The sequence below is a fragment of the Arthrobacter sp. Soil_C_60 genome, assembly GCF_057656375.1.
The window spans coordinates 23,167-40,581 of record NZ_JBDGKM010000002.1 but is presented as its reverse complement, the minus strand read 5'-3'; the positions used below and the strand labels follow the sequence as shown (position 1 = coordinate 40,581).

General features: G+C 67.3%; 6 protein-coding genes. 5 read left to right on the top strand and 1 reads right to left on the bottom strand.

Annotation, left to right across the window (positions count from 1 at the left end):
• Positions 1-35: 35 nt before the first annotated feature.
• From AC3A4M_RS03965 to AC3A4M_RS03955, 3 genes are all read left to right on the top strand, one after another.
• Positions 36-620, top strand: coding sequence for a PH domain-containing protein (locus tag AC3A4M_RS03965; protein WP_498734119.1), 585 nt, complete (start codon positions 36-38; stop codon positions 618-620).
• Positions 607-1,752, top strand: a complete 1,146-nt coding sequence (locus AC3A4M_RS03960; protein ID WP_498734118.1) for an adenylate/guanylate cyclase domain-containing protein — start codon at positions 607-609, stop codon at positions 1,750-1,752. The genes AC3A4M_RS03965 and AC3A4M_RS03960 overlap by 14 nt, the downstream gene beginning before the upstream one ends.
• A 199-nt stretch (positions 1,753-1,951) precedes the next feature.
• On the top strand, positions 1,952-8,089 hold the full coding sequence (locus tag AC3A4M_RS03955) for an Ig-like domain-containing protein (RefSeq protein WP_498734117.1): 6,138 nt from the start codon (positions 1,952-1,954) through the stop codon (positions 8,087-8,089).
• Between the two features lie 227 nt (positions 8,090-8,316).
• On the opposite strand, the gene AC3A4M_RS03950 is transcribed toward AC3A4M_RS03955, so the two are convergent.
• Complete coding sequence (locus AC3A4M_RS03950; RefSeq protein WP_498734116.1) at positions 8,317-10,425, bottom strand: HNH endonuclease signature motif containing protein; 2,109 nt, start codon at positions 10,423-10,425, stop codon at positions 8,317-8,319.
• Between the two features lie 275 nt (positions 10,426-10,700).
• Between AC3A4M_RS03950 and AC3A4M_RS03945 the strand changes: the two genes are divergently transcribed.
• Entirely contained in the window at positions 10,701-11,018 is a 318-nt protein-coding gene (locus AC3A4M_RS03945; RefSeq protein ID WP_498734115.1) for a hypothetical protein, read from the top strand.
• A gap of 308 nt (positions 11,019-11,326) precedes the next feature.
• Positions 11,327-17,413 carry an Ig-like domain-containing protein gene (locus AC3A4M_RS03940; RefSeq protein WP_498734114.1) on the top strand — a complete coding sequence of 2,029 codons (6,087 nt, stop codon included), beginning with the start codon at positions 11,327-11,329 and terminating at the stop codon, positions 17,411-17,413.
• Positions 17,414-17,415 lie beyond the last annotated feature (2 nt).

Genomic DNA, 17,415 nt, shown 5'->3' with positions numbered 1-17,415 from the left:
TTGCCCCGATCAACCACCCCGGTCCCGGAGCTGCGGTGCGGCTGAAACTGGACCCGGGGGAGCGGGTCATTGTCATCACCCGTCCCCAGGCGCGGCGCCTGTTTTGGCCTGCCGTCGCGTTCCTGCTGGTGCTGGCCGCCGGCGGTTTCGGCGCCGGCTGGCTGAGCCGGGAGGACCTGCCCGCCTGGCTGGCGGACTGGCGCCTGCCCCTGCTGCTGATCGGGCTGCTGCTGGCGGTACTGCTGATGGGCAAAATGTCGGTGCTGCCGCTGCTGCGCTGGCTGGGCACCAGGTACCTGCTCACCAACCGGCGGCTGATTGTCCGGCAGGGCTGGGGCAAGCGGCGCGAACACCAGCTGCTGCTGGCATCGATTTTCGGGCTGGCCACCGAGCAGAGTCTGCTGCAGCGGATGCTGCGCAGCGGGCAGCTGCGGGCGGACGTAGGCTACGGACGTTTTTCGGTGCTGCCGGACGTGCCGGAAGTGGTCCGGTTCCGTTCACTGGTGGTGAAGGCCATCGAGGATCTGCCGCGGACTGCGATGTTTGATGGCGTAGACATGGAAAGATTGCAGGAGATGGAATACGGCGAGGAAGGTTGGCAAGGCGATGACCAGCAATAGCGAGCAACGGGAACCGGAGCCGCTGACGCTGTCCATGCCCAGGATCGTGCCCAGGGAAGAGGTCCGCGCGGTCCAGGCGGATGTGCGCGAGGACCCGCAGCCGAACAAGGTGAACCGGCAGGCGGTCCGGGACCTGGAGGTGCGGCTGCTCGGTTCCGAACGGACCATGCGCCGCCGCGAGGTGGCCGCCGGGGCCGGGGTGTCCCTGCTCTCGGCGCGCAAGATCTGGCGCGCGCTGGGTTTTGCCAACCTCGGCGACGAGGACGTGGCATTCACGCAGGCTGACCTGGAGGCGCTGACCACCATTATCGACATGGTCCGCGACGAGCGGCTGACCGAGGAAGCGGCCATCTCCATCACCCGCTCCATCGGGCAGATGACGGACCGCATGGTGGTCTGGCAGGTGGAGGCCCTGGTGGAAGAAATGGTCCACCAGATGCGGATCACCGACGCCGAGGCCCGCAAACGCCTCGTCACCGAACTGCCCAACCTGATCGAATCGCTGGAGAAGGTGCTGCTGTATTCGTACCGGCGCCAGCTCAACGCGGCCATCGCGCGGCTGACCGTCCGGGCCGAGGCCGGCCTGGGGGCGGCCGGCGAGCACGACGACGATTCGATGCCGCTGCTGCGCGCCGTCGGGTTTGCGGACCTGGTCTCCTACACCAGCCTGTCCCGCCAGATGAACGAGAAGACGCTGGCCCAGCTGGTGCAGCGGTTCGAGAACAAGTGCGCCGAAATCATTTCCGTGGGCGGCGGCCGGCTGGTCAAAACGGTGGGCGACGAAGTGCTCTACCTGGCATCCACACCGCACGCCGGCGCGGAGATTTCGCTGGCCCTGGCTAAGACGATGGCGGAGGACGAGCTGCTGCCCTCCGCCCGGGTGGGCATGGTCTGGGGCGGCATCGTCTCCCGGCTGGGGGACATCTACGGTCCCACCGTGAACCTCGCCTCCCGGCTGACCGCGTTGGCGGAACCGGGCACGGTGCTGCTGGATTCCACCACCGCGGCCACTCTGGCCGGAGACGAACGCTTTGTGCTGATGCCGCAGAAGGTCCGCACCATCCGCGGCTTCGGCGAGATCCACCCGGTGACCCTGGCCCACGGCACGGGCACCGGCCTGATCGTGGACTGACGCGCACCGTTCAGCGGCACGCGCGTCGGATGGGTAGTTGTGCCCATCGGCGGCGGTTTACCTCAATCGGTTAACCTGCCATAGTCGAACACGGACAAAACCGAAGATGAGGATCCTGGCGCGCCCGGGCACCGCCGCCTGCGCGCAGGACAATAGCTGGACAATAACGGGGAAGAAACTACTTTGCGAAGGCAGCAGATTGTTTGGGCGTAACCGGCGCAGGAAAGCCGTCGCTTCGACCACCACTTTTTCGGTTGCCACCGCGCTGGTGGTCGGCGGTGCTCTCTACTACGAAGGCTTCCCCACGGCGGACGTCGACCTGAACGACGGCGGCGTCTGGGTCACCAACAACAGCGCCAACATGGTGGGCCACCTCAACTACCCCTCCAAAACGCTCGACGGCGGATTCCTCGCCAACAGCACCGGCTTCGACGTGATGCAGAACGCCGGAACGGTGTTTATGGAAAACCAGGACCAGGCCATGCTGAGCCCGGTCGATATAGCGGAGATGTCCCGCGGGGCCGAGCAGCAGTTGCCCGGCAGTGCCGACGTCAGCTTCGGCGAGGACCTGCTGGCCATCACGGACAAGGTCAAGGGCCAGGTCTTCATCAGCCCGGCGGCCGAACTGGCTTCCTTCAGCGAGGAAACCGCCGAACCCGTGGTCGCCGATGCCAAGGGATCGGTGGCCACGGTCGCCCCGGACGATACGGTCTTCGTGGCCAACCCGGACGCCAACGAAATCTACACCTACCGTGTGAACGACGAAGGCGTGCCCGAACGGGTCGAAACGGAATCCGCGGAGCACCTCGACAAGACGGGGGACGCACAGATTGCCGCCGTCGGCGACAAAGTGGTGGTGCTCGACGCCGAATCCGGCACCGTGTTCCTGCCCGGCGGCCGCAGCGTGGAGCTGCCCGGACTGGACGGGGCCCAGCTCCAGCAGAGCAGCAAGGGCAGCGACTTCGCCGCCATCGCCACCGAGACCGATCTGATCAAGCAGCCGCTGGACGGCTCCGTGGCCACCCGCACCCCCATCGAGGGCACCGGCACGCCCGCCGCGCCGGTCCAGCTCAACGGCTGCCTGCACGCCGCGTGGTCCGGCGCCAACCACTACATCCGCGACTGCGGCAACGCCACCGACGACCTCGTCCAGCCGATCAAGGGCATCGGCTCCAACGCCTCGCTGGTGTTCCGGGTGAACCGCGACGTCGTCGTACTTAATGATGTCAACGCCGGCAACGTCTGGCTGGTGCTCGAAAACATGCAGTTGGTGGATAACTGGAGCGACCTGATTCCGCCGGAGCAGGAGAGCGACCAAGAGGACGAGGACTCCGCGGACGAGAACCCGATCAACACGCTGCCGGACCGGACCGAGGAGAACCGACCGCCGGTGGCGCAGGACGATGACTTCGGGGTCCGCGCCGGGCGCACCACAACGTTGACGATTCTGGACAATGACTCGGATCCGGACGGGGACGTGCTCACCGCCGCGCTGAGCGGGAATCCACCCTCGGTCGGCACAGTCCAGAGTATCTACGAGAAGACCGGCCTGCAGATTGTCATCGACGGCGGCGCCACGCCCGGCCGGCACAGCTTCGAGTACGAGGTCAACGACGGCCGTGGCGGCACGGACACCGCCACCGTGAACATCACGGTCCGGGCCGAGGGCAGCAACGAGCCGCCGCAGGCCAAGCGCAAGACCAGCATTGTGCTCGAACAGGGCCGGGAAATCAGCCAGAACATCCTCACGGACTGGATGGACCCCGACGGCGACGACCTGTTCCTGGTCAGCGCGGAAAACACCGCGGACGGCGATCTGGTGCGCACCCGGCCGGACGGGCTGCTGACATTCCAGGACGTGGGCAAGACCTACGGCAAGAAGGAAGTGAAGATCCAGGTCTCGGACGGGATCGAGACGGTCAGCGGCACGGTCATCGTGGACGTGCGGCCGCCCGGGGCGCTGCCGCCGGTGGCGAACGCGGACCACTTCTTCACCATGGTGGGCCAGGAAATCCAGATCTCGCCGCTGAAAAACGACCTTGACCCCAACGGCGGGCAGCTGCGCCTGGCCAAGGTGGAACCGGTGGGCAATGCCACCGCGGTGCCGGACTACGACGCGAACACCATCAAGTTCAGCGCCGAAACTCCGGGCGCCTACTACCTGACGTACTTGGTGACCAACGGCCCGGCCAGCTCCACCGGACTGGTGCGGGTGGACGTCGGTGCTACCGCAGGCGACGGCGCGCCCGTAGCGGTGCGCGATGTGGCGCTGCTGCCGCAGAACGGCCAGGTGCTGGTGGACGTGCTGGCCAATGACAATGACCCGGCCGGCGGCGTGCTGGTGGTCCAAGGCGTGGAGTCCGGCGCCTCCGAGGTCAGCGTGGAGGTGCTCAACCACAACATCCTGCGGGTCACCGATGTGAAGGGCCTGAACCAGCAGACCACCATCAAGTACACGGTTTCCAACGGGTTCGCGTCCGCCACCGGCGAGGTGAGCATCATTTCGGTGCAAGGGCCGGACAAGCTGCTGCCGCCGCAGGCCGAGAATGACACCGCCACCGTGCGCGCTGGCGATGTGGTGACCGTGGACGTGCTGCACAACGACAGCCACCCCAACAATGACGGACTGACCCTGGTGCCGGAACTGGCCGAGACCGTGGACAAAGCCGACGGGGAGATTTTCACCGCGGAGAACTCCGTGCGCTTCATCGCCGGAGACACGGCCAAAACCGTGTACGCCGTGTACGAGGTGGTGGACTCGGCCGGGCAGAAGGATTCGGCGGAGATCCGGATCAACATCATCCCGCGCGACGACGAGTCCAACTCCCAGCCGGCGCCGAAGAACCTCGAGGCCCGGGTGATCGCCGGCTCCACGGTGCGCATTCCCATCCCGCTCAACGGGATCGACCCGGACGGGGACTCCGTGTTCCTGCAGGGGATCGACCGCGCGCCGCAGCAGGGCGCCGCCGTCGCCGGCCCCAACTACATCGACTACACCGCCAGCGAGCAGGGCGCCGGCACAGACACCTTCACGTACCTGGTCAAGGACCGGCTCGGCGCCACCAACACGGCGACGGTGCTGGTGGGCATCGCCCCGGCGCAGGAGACCAACCAGAATCCGATCGCGCTGGACGACGGCATCGTGATCCGGCCGGGCAAGTCCGTGGCCGTGGACGCGCTGGCGAATGATTCCGACCCCGACGGCGACCCGATCCAGCTGGACCCGGACAAGATTGCCGGCGAACCTGCGTTGCTGAATGCCGCTGCCAACAAGGGCCGCGTGCAGTTCACCACGCCCGAGGAAGAGGGCACGGTCAACGTGCGTTACACCGTGGCCGATGGCCGGGGCGGGTCCGCCATGGGCACCGTGACGGCCGAAGTGCGCCGGGACGCGCCGCTGCTGGCGCCGGTGGCCCGGGACGACAGGGTGGAACCGGTGGATACCAAGGGCAAGACCGCCGTCGACGTTCCGGTGCTGGAAAACGACGAGGATCCCGACGGCGTCGCCGAGGACATGGACATCCTGCTCAACGGCGACTACCCGACGGCGTCCGTCACCGCGGGCGGCGAGGTCAATGTTGAACTGACCGAGAACGTGCAGCTGATTCCGTACACCGTGCGCGACGTCGACGGCCTGCAGGCCACCGCGGTGATCTGGGTGCCGGCGCTGGGCGAGCAGTACCCGACGCTGCGTGACACCACACCGGTCGACGTCACCGCGGGGCAGGAGCTTGTCCTGGACCTGGCGGACCGGGTGGAGGTCCGCGACGGCCGTACCCCGCGCATCACCGTGGTGGACAAGGTTTCCGCCATCGGCACGAGCAATGACGACTGGGTGCAGGACCCGCAGACGCTGAGCTACCAGGCGGACATCGACTACGCCGGCCGCGGCTCCATCACCTTCGAAGTGACGGACGGCTCCGGCCCCGACGATCCCGAGGGCCTGAAAGCCACGCTGACCATCATGACCAATGTCATCCCGGACGAGAACCGCAACTTCCCGCCGGAGTTCACCACCGGCAACGTGGACGTGGCCAAGGGTGAAGATGCCGTGGCCTACAACCTCGCCCCGCTGGTCACCGACCCTAACCCCGAAGACCTGGAGAACCTTGAGTTCGCGCTCGAAGGCGGCGCGCCGGAAGGCTTCGCGGTGAACCTCGACGGCGGCATCCTCAACGTCTCCGCCGACGCCGGCATCGAGACCGGTGCCACCGGCGTCGTCAATGTCTCCGTGACGGACGGACGCTCCGACAAGGTCATGAGCCGGGTTACCGTGACCGCGACGGCGACCACCCGGCCGCTGCCGGTGGCGAACGACGACGAGATCCCCGAGGCGGTGCAGGGCGAGCCGGTCACGGTGCCGGTACTGGAAAACGACGTCAATCCGTTCCCGGACACGCCGCTGAACATCGTCAAGGCGACAGCCGGCAACGGCGGGACCGCGCAGGTGCAGGGCGAGAACATTGTGGTCACGCCCGGGGCGGACTTCTCCGGAACCATGAACGTCGAATACACCGTGGAGGACAAGACCAAGGAAGGTGCCCGGCAGGCCAGCGCCAACATTTCGCTGGTGGTCAAGGGCAGGCCCGAGGCGCCGACCACGCCGCTGGTGGACGCCGTCCGCGACCAGACCGTGGTGCTGTCCTGGGGAGCACCCGCGGACAACGGCGATCCGATCACCAGCTACCGGGTGACGGGCACCGGCGGCTTCAGCCAGGACTGCCCGACCACCACCTGTACGCTCACCGGTTTGACCAACGACGTCGAATACACCTTTACCGTGGTCGCCGAGAACAGCGTCGGTGCGTCCGACGCCTCGGCGGAGTCCGCCGTCGCACGCCCCGATGTGCGGCCGGAAGCGCCCGCAGCTCCGCAGCTGAAGTTCGGCGACAAGTCGATGGACATCAGCTGGGAACCGCCGGTCAACGAGGGTTCCGCTATTGAGAGCTACACGCTGGAGATCTCGCCGGCCCCGCCGAGCGGCCAGCTGCAAAAGACCGGCCTGACCGGTACCGCCTACACCTGGGAAGGGCTGGAGAACGGTCAGGCCTACGAAGTACGGGTCCAGGCGCACAACAAGGCGCCCGAACCCAGCGAGTTCAGTCCGTACTCCGCCAAGGAAGTGCCGGCCGGCCCGCCTGCCGCCGCCACGGCGCCGAGCACCGAACGGGTGAAGTCGGTGGGGGAGCAGAGCCAGTTGAAGGTCAGCTGGAGCGCCCCGGGCAACAACGGCGGCGAAATCCTCGACTACACCGTGCGCGAGTACCAGGGCGGGGACCTGCAGCGGACGTTCCCGCCGGTCAACGCGACCTCGCAGACCGTGACCGCGCCGAACTCGGAGACGGACTACACGTACACCGTGACCGCGCGGAACAAGGCCGGCGACGGCGAAGCGAGCCCGCAGTCGAACGCCCGCCGGGCCGTGGGTGCCTCCACGGCTCCCACCGGGGTGTCCCTGAAGGAAGCCAACACCGGCGGCGCGGGCAGGGCGGTGACAGTCTCCTTCAACGACCTCACCGCTGCCCAGCGCAACGGCGCCCGTGCCGGCGAAGTCAGCTACCGGGCCAGCTTCAGCGACGGCCGCTCCATGCCCATCACCAATGGCCAGAAGGTCACCGGCTTCACCAACGGCACTGCCGTCACCGCCCAGGTCACGGCCGTGGCCAACAGCGACGGCGCCAGCTACAACAGCCCTGCCAGCGCGAAATCCGGGGCCGCGAATCCCTACGGCGCGCCGGGCAAGCCCAGCGCCTCGGGCAAGGGCCAAAGCGGGGAGACAACCAATCCGCAGGTCACGCTGAGCTGGGGCCCGCCGAACACGTCCACCCAGGACGTGGACAAGCTGCAGATCAATATCGACGGCAAGGGCTGGGAGAACGTCGCGGTCCGCTCCGGCAGCCGCACCGTCAACGCCGGCCACAGCGAGACACACTCGATCAAGGTGCGCGCCGTTAACTCGCGCGGCGACGTAGGATCCACGGCCTCGGCCTCTGCCACCAGCGGCAGTAAGCCCAAGCCGAAACCTCCGACGTCTTGGAAGCTCGCAGTCGGCGGAAACGGCACAACCTTGGAAACCCGCTCCTGCATGGAATACCGCAACAGCCTTGGCGACAACTACGGCGGACCCGGCGATTGCAAGGGGAACCATTGGAGCTACCCTGGCGATTCGATCACGGCCACGTGCTACATCGTCTCGGGCAGCAACAGGTGGTATCACCAGCAATCCGGAAGCCGCGAGATCAACAACGGGCTGCTGATCCGCGGTGACCACGTGCGTGAAGCAGGCGGCAACCGTCACCTCAACGGCGGCGCTCCCAGCGGCATGGGCACGTGCTAGCCCAGAGAGGTAAAGGCAGCGTCCGCAATTTCGGCGGCAGTGCCGCGTTCGGTATGCCTAGGTGCAGCGGCGAGTAGGCGTCGAATCTGGTTTGCGGCGAGCCTACAGCGGTCCTACTCGAACGGATCCGCAGTCTGGATTCACATGCTGTCCACTTCAGGAGGTTCCACCCCAGGGCGGAACATCGCCGCTCATTAATTTACCGCGCCTCGACTTCTTCTGACTGATCAGAAGGGAGGTAGGTCGTTTTTGATGGTGCCGTCCCAGGGTGGTGCCGGTTTTGGACGGAGCCGTTGACGGTGGTCATCGGGCAGATTGTCCAGAACCGTATCGGGGTAGGTCGGTGGGCTGGTGTCGCGGAAATCGCCCGGCCTGGTGGTGTATTTCTGGTTCCCGGGCGTGGTGGTGGTGAATTCGCCGGGACCGGTTTGAATGATTTTCCAACCGGCATGGGATTTGAGCCGGTGAAGCGATTTACACAGCGGACCGAGATTGATGTAGTCGGTTTCCCCGTGGCCGCCGTTTCCGTGGTACTCGATCGTGTGGTCCAGTTCGCAGTCTCTTGCGGGCGCGGTACAGCCGGGTCCGGCACAGACAGGGTCGCGGTGCCTGACCGCGCGGGCCAGATCCGCCGGCGGTTTGTAGGTGGTTTTGCCATAGGAAAGCACGGCCCCGGTCTCCGGGTGTGTCAGGATCCGGTGGAACGATGGCGCGTCTTGGCACAACCGCCGTGCCACGTCGGCGGGAATCGGCCCGTAGCCTTCCAGCGTGGCGGGTTCTTCGTCCAGTCCCAGAAGCGTGAACACGGGCACCGTGAGGGCGACTTCGGGGCGGATGCCGGCGGCGGGGCCGGTGTCCATGCCCCCGTGCAGGAGCAGGTCAGCGAAAACGTCAGCGCGCAGCTGGCCCACGGTACGCGTTTCGGCCTCGGTCTGCAGACTGCGGGCAGTGTCGGTGAGTCGGTTGTGGATGGCCAGCCCGGTCTCAGCGGACACGCGGGCGCGCAGGGTGACCATGCCGTCGTCATCCGGTTCCAGGGACACGTTGCGGCGTTTAAGGGCCCCGGCATGGCGTTTGGCCAGGGAGTCCGGGTCGCGGGATTCGCGTTCTTTCCGCGCTGCGTAGTGCAGTTGACGGCTGGTCTGCTTCCCGGCCTTGCCCAGGAGGGCCTGTTCGTAGCCCTGTTTCTGCCCGTCGGGCAGGGTATCGCCTTGACGTACGATGACGGTGGCCTGGTCCAGGTCCATTTCCCCCGCGGTCAGCGCGGCCAGTGTGCCCGGGTAATGGGTACACAGCTCGCGCGCCTGCTCGAGGGTTTTCCTGCCCTCTAGCTCGGTGATCCGGTACAGGCAGGCCAGTTCCTCGGCCGCGGACTGATCGGCCAGCTCCTGCAGCGGGCCCGTCAGTTCCGGGCCGGCACCTGCGCGCGGCGGCGGGAGTTGTGCCAGCGCCGCGTCGCCGACATGCGCGGCGAGGCGTGCCATGCTGGCCTGAACCCAGGCGACCAGCCGCCGGCCCGCTACCAAGTGCTCGACTGCCCCTTGGTAATCCAACTCGTCAACCCCCGCCAAGGCCGAAGCATCACTGGCAGCGGCGCTGGGTCTGGCTGCCCCACAGACGTCCGCCGCGCTGGCAGTCTCAGCAGCGCTGGCAGCGTCGGTGGTGTTTGACGTGTTGGTGGATTCGACGAGGCGGAACCATTCGGCAGGACCGCCGGCGGCGATCCGGCTGAGGCGGTGGGCGTAATACTCCTCATGATCTTCGGTGAACAGTTCGGCAGGGACATTGCCGAGTTCCTCCGCAGGACCCCAGCAGACCGGTACCGGCCCGAACAGCGGCGGGCACGCCCATTCGGGTTCGCGGTCCCAGGGAGCGAAGTCATCGAACCCCACCTCGCTGTCATACGGCAACGGCTCTTCCATGGGCCGCGGGATGTCCTGTCCGGCCAGCGGATCCGGACCGTATTCTGACAGTGCCGGATCCGGGTATCTGGCTTTGGCACTCAGCTCCTCCATGGCGATGGCCTTCGCCCGCAGCTCCTCCATGTCTTTGGCCATCGCCGGGCTCCGCGGCGGCAACCCGGCGGCGAGACATTCGCGTGCCTCTTCCCGGCGCCGCTTTATCCAAAACGCAACGTTCTCCCGCAGCTTTTCCTGCGTTCCCCGGTAATGGCTCCAGCCATCCTCGCGGCGGATCACGGTCTCACGTTGACGATCCCGGGGGCGCCGTCCGTCAGGCACCGGGGCCGGGACATTCTCCTGCCCGGGAAGCGGCCCGGAAGACGCGTGTCCGTCGGCCGGGGATCCAGGATCCGGTGAGTGCTCTTCTGCTGCCATGACTCCAGTCCATCACCTGCCTCTGACAACCAAGAGGCACAATCCACTCAAGTACCCGCATTCGGAGAACATTTTTGAGAAATTTCTTTTCAAGACTTCTTCCTTCGGATGCGGTCCTGTCTGCGGATCCGCGAACCAACGTTTCACCGGTAGCCGGTCTAGACTGTTCTGGTGCGGCACGGGGGCCGCGGGTTCCGATCTCGGGGCAAACACCAGTCTTTCAAAGGTCTCTCGCGGTGAAGTTCAAGGGGGTTGGCAGGAAACGTCCTGCCTCAATGCGTCATGGGGCTGTCCCTGCTACTGCCTTTTCCGTTGTGCTGGCGGTCATCGGTGCCGGAATTTTCCTGCATCCGGGCACGGATACTGCGGACGTTGATCTGCACGACGGCGGGATCTGGGTCATGAACCAGAGCGCCAACCTGGTCGGCCATGTCAATTACCAATCCCGAACGCTCGACGGCGGCTTCCTAGCCAACAGCACCTCGTATGACGTCCTCCAGCATGAGGGCGATGTCATGCTGGAAACTCCGGTGGCCAATGGGACGGACGTGGACCGGATCGAATGGCGCCACATCGCAACCACCTACCCTTGAGATGACCCGAACCCGGACCGTGCCGGAGACCTTGCGCCGAGAGCAGGCAGCAAGACGATCAAGACCAGCTGGGACAACTCCACAACCTTGGAATTCCGGGTGCGTGATGCGATTAACGTCTGTCCGGACGGCGTTATTGTCCACGGCAGGACCGGTCGGCGCCGGGCGGGTAGCCACGGCCCGGCGCTGCCATGGGTAGTTCTCCCCGTGGCACCGTTTAACCAAGGCGGTTTACACTGTCTGGGGCGGCAAGGGGGCCGCGGGTCCCGGTTCCGGGCAAAAATCGGTCTCTCAAAGGTCTCTCAGCGGTGAATTTCAAGGGTTTCGGCAAGGCGCGCAATGCTGCCTTCCGCCGTAGGGGCATGCCCGCCACCGCCTTCTCCGTGGCGCTCGCCGTGATCGGCGCGGGCATCTTCCTGCACCCGGGCACCGACACTGCGGACGTGGACCTCAACGACGGCGGCATCTGGGTGACGAACAAGTCCCAGTCCCTGGTGGGCCACCTGAACTACCAGTCCCAACTGCTCGACGGCGGCTTCAAGCCGGCCAGCGCCAGCTTCGACGTCCAGCAGGAAGCGGCCACGGTGCTGCTGCAGAACCTGGACCAGAATGCCGTCAGTACGGTCAGCGTGGCCGAGATGATCCACGGTGCCGAAAACCAGCTCCCCGGCTCGGCGAAGCTGTCCCTGGGTACCGAGGTGGCTGCCGTCAGCGACCCGGTCTCCGGGCAGGTGTGGGCCGTCGCCGCCAACGGCCTGGACTCCTTCACACCGGAAGCCACGCAGCCGCTGGCCGAAGACGCACCGGGCGCCATTGCCGTCGTCAGTAATAGCGATACGGTCTATGTCGCGGATCCGGAGGCTGGCAGGCTGACCGGTTACCGTGCCCCCGAGGGCGGCGGCATGTTCGAGGAAGTCTCCGCGCAGGACCTGCCGGGCATCAAGGACGCGGACGGGCTGCAGCTGACCACCGTGGGCGATGAACCGGTGCTGCTGGATCCGGCCGATGGCACGCTGTACCTGCCGTCCGGCAAGGCGGTGGAGCTGGGGGATGCGCAGGACGCCAGGCTGCAGCAGCCCGGCGACACCAGCAAAAGAGTAGCCGTCGGCACCTCGAACGGCCTGATCGCCCAACCGCTGGACGGCGGCGAGGCGCAGCTGACCGAAATCCAAAACCCCGCGCCGCCCATCGCGCCGGTGCAGGTGGCCGGCTGCATCCACGCCGCATGGACGGGGGATGCCGGCTACCTGCGCGACTGCGCGGACGATGCCTTCGATCTGTCGCAGCCTATCCCGTCCCTGTCCGCCCAGTCCGAGCTGGTGTTCCGGACCAACCGGGACGTGGTGGTGCTCAACGACGTCAACGCAGGCAACGTGTGGCTGGTCAACAAGAACCTGCAGCTGGTCAACAACTGGGGCGATCTGATCCCGCCGAAGGGCGACGACGAGGACGACACCACCGAATCCGCCGACATCACCGCGGCCACCCGGCTGCCGGAGCGCCAGGAGGAAAACCAGGCGCCGGTCGCCGTGGCCGATGAGTTCGGCGTCCGCGCCGGCCGCACCACCGTGCTGCCGGTGCTCTTCAATGACTCGGACCCGGACGGGGACCTGCTCACGGTCGCCATCAACGGTGACCAGCCCGCCACGGGAACTGTCCAGCGGATCTACCAGGGGACCGGCCTACAGATCGTGCTGCCCGAGGACGCTACCGGTTCGTCGTCGTTCGCCTATGAGGTCAATGACGGCCGCGGCGGCACGGACACCGCCCGGGTCAGGCTCCGCGTGGTGCCCGAAGGCTCCAACGCGCCGCCGGAACAGAAGCGCGAGACCATCCTCGCCGTCGAATCCGGGCAGAGCCTGAGCCGCAACGTGCTCACGGACTGGCTGGATCCGGACGGCGATGACCTGCTGCTGATGGGCGCGGTGGCGGAGGATCCGGGGGACATTGTCCGCACCCGGCCGGACGGCGTGCTCACCTACCAGGACGTGGGGACTTCCGACGGCGAGAAGAAGGTCACCATCACGGTCTCCGACGGCCGCACCAGCACCACCGGCGAGGTCACGGTGAAGGTTGAACCGCGCGGCGAGCTGGCCCCGGTGACCAACCCGGACCACGTGCGCACCACGGTGAGCGAGGAAGCCACCATCTTCCCGTTGCGCAACGATGCGGACCCCACCGGCGGCTCCATGCGGCTGGCCAGCGTGGGCGAGGTGCCCAATGCCGCCGTGCAGGGGAATTACGACGTCGGCACGGTCACCTTTAGCTCCGCTGCCGCCGGCACCTACTATCTTGAGTACCTGGCTACCACCGGCCCCACGAGTTCCCCGGGGCTGATCCGGGTGGACGTCACCGAAGCCGAACAGGGCAGCGGCGTGCCCACGGCCGTACGCGACGTGGTGCTGCTGCCCTCGCGCGGCGAATCGTTGGTGGACGTGCTGGCGAATGACTCTGATCCGGCCGGCGGCGTGCTGGTGGTCCAGTCCGTTTCCGTGCCGCGCGGGGCCCCGGTGGACGTGGCAGTGCTCAACCACTCCATCCTGCGCGTCAACGATGCCCGCGGGCTGACTTCGCCGCTGACCATCAGCTACACCGTCTCCAACGGCTCCGGCAGTGCAACCGGCGAGGTGGCGATCTTCCCGGTTCCCGCGCCGGCCAAGCTGCTGCCGCCGCGGGCCAACAATGACGAGGCGGTGGTCCGGGCCGGCGACATTGTCAACATCCCGGTGCTGGAGAACGACGAACATCCCAACGGCGCCGCCCTGACCCTGGACACGGAACTGGTGGAAGCGCCCGCCGAGGCGGACGGCACCATCGCGATCTCCGGCAACCAGCTGCGGTTCAAGGCCGGACCGGAGGCAAACGGTGGAAAAACAGTCACCGCCGTCTACCGGATCAGCGGACCGGACGGCCAGGTGGCCAGCGCGCAGGTGCGGATCCGCATCACCGAAACGGACACCGCAAACAATGCCCGCCCGGTGCCGAAGAACCTGACCGCCCGCGTGCTGGCGGGGAAGACCGTGAGCATTCCGGTGCCGCTGGACGGGATCGATCCGGACGGCGACTCGGTCAGCCTGGCCGGCCTGGATCGCGCGCCGACGCTTGGCACCGCCGTGATCAAGGCCGCCGCCATCGAATACGCCGCCGGCAGCGGCTCCACCGGCACGGACACCATCAGCTATGTGGTCCAGGACCGGCTCGGCGCGCGCTCCACCGCGACGATTTCCATCGGCATCGCCCCGTCCTCTGACGCCAACCAGCCGCCCAACGCGGTCGACGACGAGGCGAGCGTGCGCCCCGGCCGCAACCTGTCGGTGGACGTGCTCAAGAATGATTCGGACCCCGACGGCGACCGCATCGCCTTTGCTGCCGACGGCCTCGGCTCGGACGCGGACCTGCAGCTGAGCCTGCGGGAGGGACGCCTCCGGATTGCTGCCCCGGAAAAGGAAGGCACCGCCGTCGTTCGCTATACCATCAGTGACGGCCGCGGCGGCACCTCCACCGGGACGCTGACCGCGAAGGTGGATCCGGACGCGCCGCTGCTGCCGCCGGTGGCGCGGGATGACCGGGTGGCGTTGGCCGAGACTACGGGCAAGGACCAGGTCAGCGTTCCCCTGCTGAACAATGACGAGGATCCCGACGGCGACCTGGGCGAGCTGGCCATCAGCATCGACGACCCGGCCGGCGGCGCTGCCCTGGCCGAGGACCGGACCCTGACCGTGCCCGTCCGGGCCGACACGCAGATCATTGCCTACACCCTCGAGGACGTGGACTCGCTGACCTCCACCGCGTTCGTAGTGGTGCCCGGGAACGGGGACCAGCGGCCGGCGCTGAAGGAGCAGCAGCCGCTGGAGGTCCGCTCCGGTGAACCGCTGGCGCTGGACATTGGGCAGCTCGTGGCGGTCCGCGAGGGCAGGACTCCGCGCCTGACCCAGGATGACAAGGTGGCCGCCGTGGCCGGTTCGGCGAGGATCGACGGCGCCACGGGCCTGACCTTCACCTCCAACGACGGCTACGCCGGTGCCGCGTCCGCCAGCTTCGAAGTCACCGACGGCTCCGGCCCGGATGATCCGGACGGGCTGAAGGCCACCCTGACCGTGCCGATTACCGTGCTCCCGCTGCCGGAGCAGAATGCGCCGCCCACACTGAGCGCCAACTCGCTGCAGGTGGCGCAGGCCGGCGAGCCTGCGACCCTGGACCTGCGGGAGGCGGCGAGCGATCCCGATCCGCAGGACGCCGAAGCGCTGGAGTTCGCCGTGACCGGTGGCGCCGTCGAGGGCGTGGACGTGTCCATCGACGGCAGCGTGCTCACCGCCCGGGCGCAGAATAATGCGGCCAAGGGCGCCGAGGGCACCATCAACGTCAGCGTCACCGACGGCAACCACGATCCGGTCTCCTCCACGGTGACCATCAGCGTGGTGGCCACCGACCGGCCGCCCGCCGTGGCCGTGGACGACCTGGTGCCGGACGCGCACCAGGGCGAGACCGTGACCGTTCCCGTGCTGGCGAACGACTCGAACCCGTTCCCGGAAACTCCGCTGAAGATCCTCAGCGCCCAGCCGCAGGACGGCGGGCAGGGCAGCGTTACGGTCAGCGGCGACGTCCTGGAGATCACCCCGAACGAGGACTTCGTGGGCACCATGGGCGTCATCTACCGGATCCAGGACGCCACCGAGGACCCGGACCGCGAGACCGACGGCCGCGTCACGCTGACCGTGAAGGGCAAGCCGGACCTGCCGAGCACTCCGCGCATGGTCAGCGAGGGCAACCGGACCGCCGTACTGACCTGGGAAGTGCCCGCGGACAACGGCGAACGGATCACTTCCTACACCGTTTACGGTGGCGGCTTCAGCCAGGAGTGCGCGGCCAACACCTGCACGCTGGAGAACCTAACCAACAACCAGGAGTACAACTTCACCGTGACCGCCACCAACGCGGTGGGGACCTCCGAAGCCTCGCCGGCGTCCGGCGTCGTCCGTCCGGATGTGAAACCCGAGACTCCGGCCGCGCCGCAACTGGTCTTCGGCGACGGCGCGCTGACCGTGACCTGGCGGACGCCGGCGTCGCAGGGCTCGCCGGTGGAGTCCTTCAACCTGGAGATCTCGCCGGCCCCGCCGGTGGGCGAGCTGCAGAAGAACGGCGTCAGCGGGAACTCGCTGGTCTGGAAAGGGCTGGCCAACGGCACCGCCTACAAGGTGCGGGTGCAGGCGAACAACCGCGCCTCCACGCCGTCCGACTGGGGCGCGTACTCCGCCGAGGAAATTCCCGCTGGCGCGCCCGGCGCCCCGTCGACGCCCACCGCCACGCGGACCACCAGTGCGGTGAACGAGGGCTCGATCGACGTGGCCTGGACCGCGCCGGCCAACACCAACGGCGCTCCGGTGGAAGCGTACGACCTGCGGATCTTCGAGAACGGCGTGCTGGCCGATACCCGCAACGGGCTCTCCGCCGGCACCACCGGTGTCTCGCTGACCGGGCTGAAAACCGCCGGCAGCTACACCTTCGACGTCGTCGCGCACAACAAGGCCGGCGTGGGGGAGCGCAGCGGCCGCTCTGCCGCCGTCGTGCCTTATGGTGTTCCGCACCAGGTGCAGGGCGTGACCGCGGCGGCCACCGGGGCCAACGAGCAGATCAAGCTGGACTTCGCCGCGCCGTACAACAACGGCAGCGCGATCACCGGCTACGAATACGCGATCGACGGCGGCGGCTGGCGTGCCTTCGGCGGTCCGGGTGCCACGGTCTCGTCGCCGACCAACGGGCAGAACCACACCTGGAAGGTCCGGGCACTGAATGCCGGCGGCCCCGGGGCGGCCAGCCCGGGCTCCAACGCCACCAGCGCCTACGGTCCGATCACCGATGCCTCCAACCTGGCCGCGTCCACTGCCGGGCCGAAAGTGACGTTTACCTGGAACACCAACTGGCAGGCCTACGGCAACGGCCGCCAGATCACAAGCTCCTCGGTCACCGTCAACGGCCAGGCGGTGAACGCTGGCGCCGGCAGCTGGACCAGCCCGGAGGAAGCCAACAAGTCCTACACCATTACGGTGACCGTGAGCCGGTCCGACGGCAGCAGGAGCTTCAGCCGGACCCAGGTTGTCCCGCCGGCCGAGATCACGGGAATCTACCGCGGCGATAGGGTGAACGTCGACGGGACCTCCGGCTGGCACTACGTCATCATTGAGTACCGGAATTTCCCCCGGGGCATCCGGGACGTCTGGTGCCGGGCGAGTGACACCAACCTGGATCCGAACTACGGGCGCGCACCGATAGGATTTGCCCATAGCGGCAGGGTCCAGACCAAATGCATCGCGAAAATCGATTCCCCCGAACCAGGTGCCATCACCATGTCCGTGGAAGGAATAGGAGATTTTCAGTTCTCCAACTGGAGCGGCTGACG

Excerpts from the sequence above, each read along its gene's own strand:
- AC3A4M_RS03960 (WP_498734118.1), top strand. The coding sequence starts at position 607 with ATGACCAGCAATAGCGAGCAACGGGAACCGGAGCCGCTGACGCTGTCC.
- AC3A4M_RS03950 (WP_498734116.1), bottom strand. The coding sequence starts at position 10,425 with ATGGCAGCAGAAGAGCACTCACCGGATCCTGGATCCCCGGCCGACGGA.
- AC3A4M_RS03945 (WP_498734115.1), top strand. The coding sequence starts at position 10,701 with ATGCGTCATGGGGCTGTCCCTGCTACTGCCTTTTCCGTTGTGCTGGCG.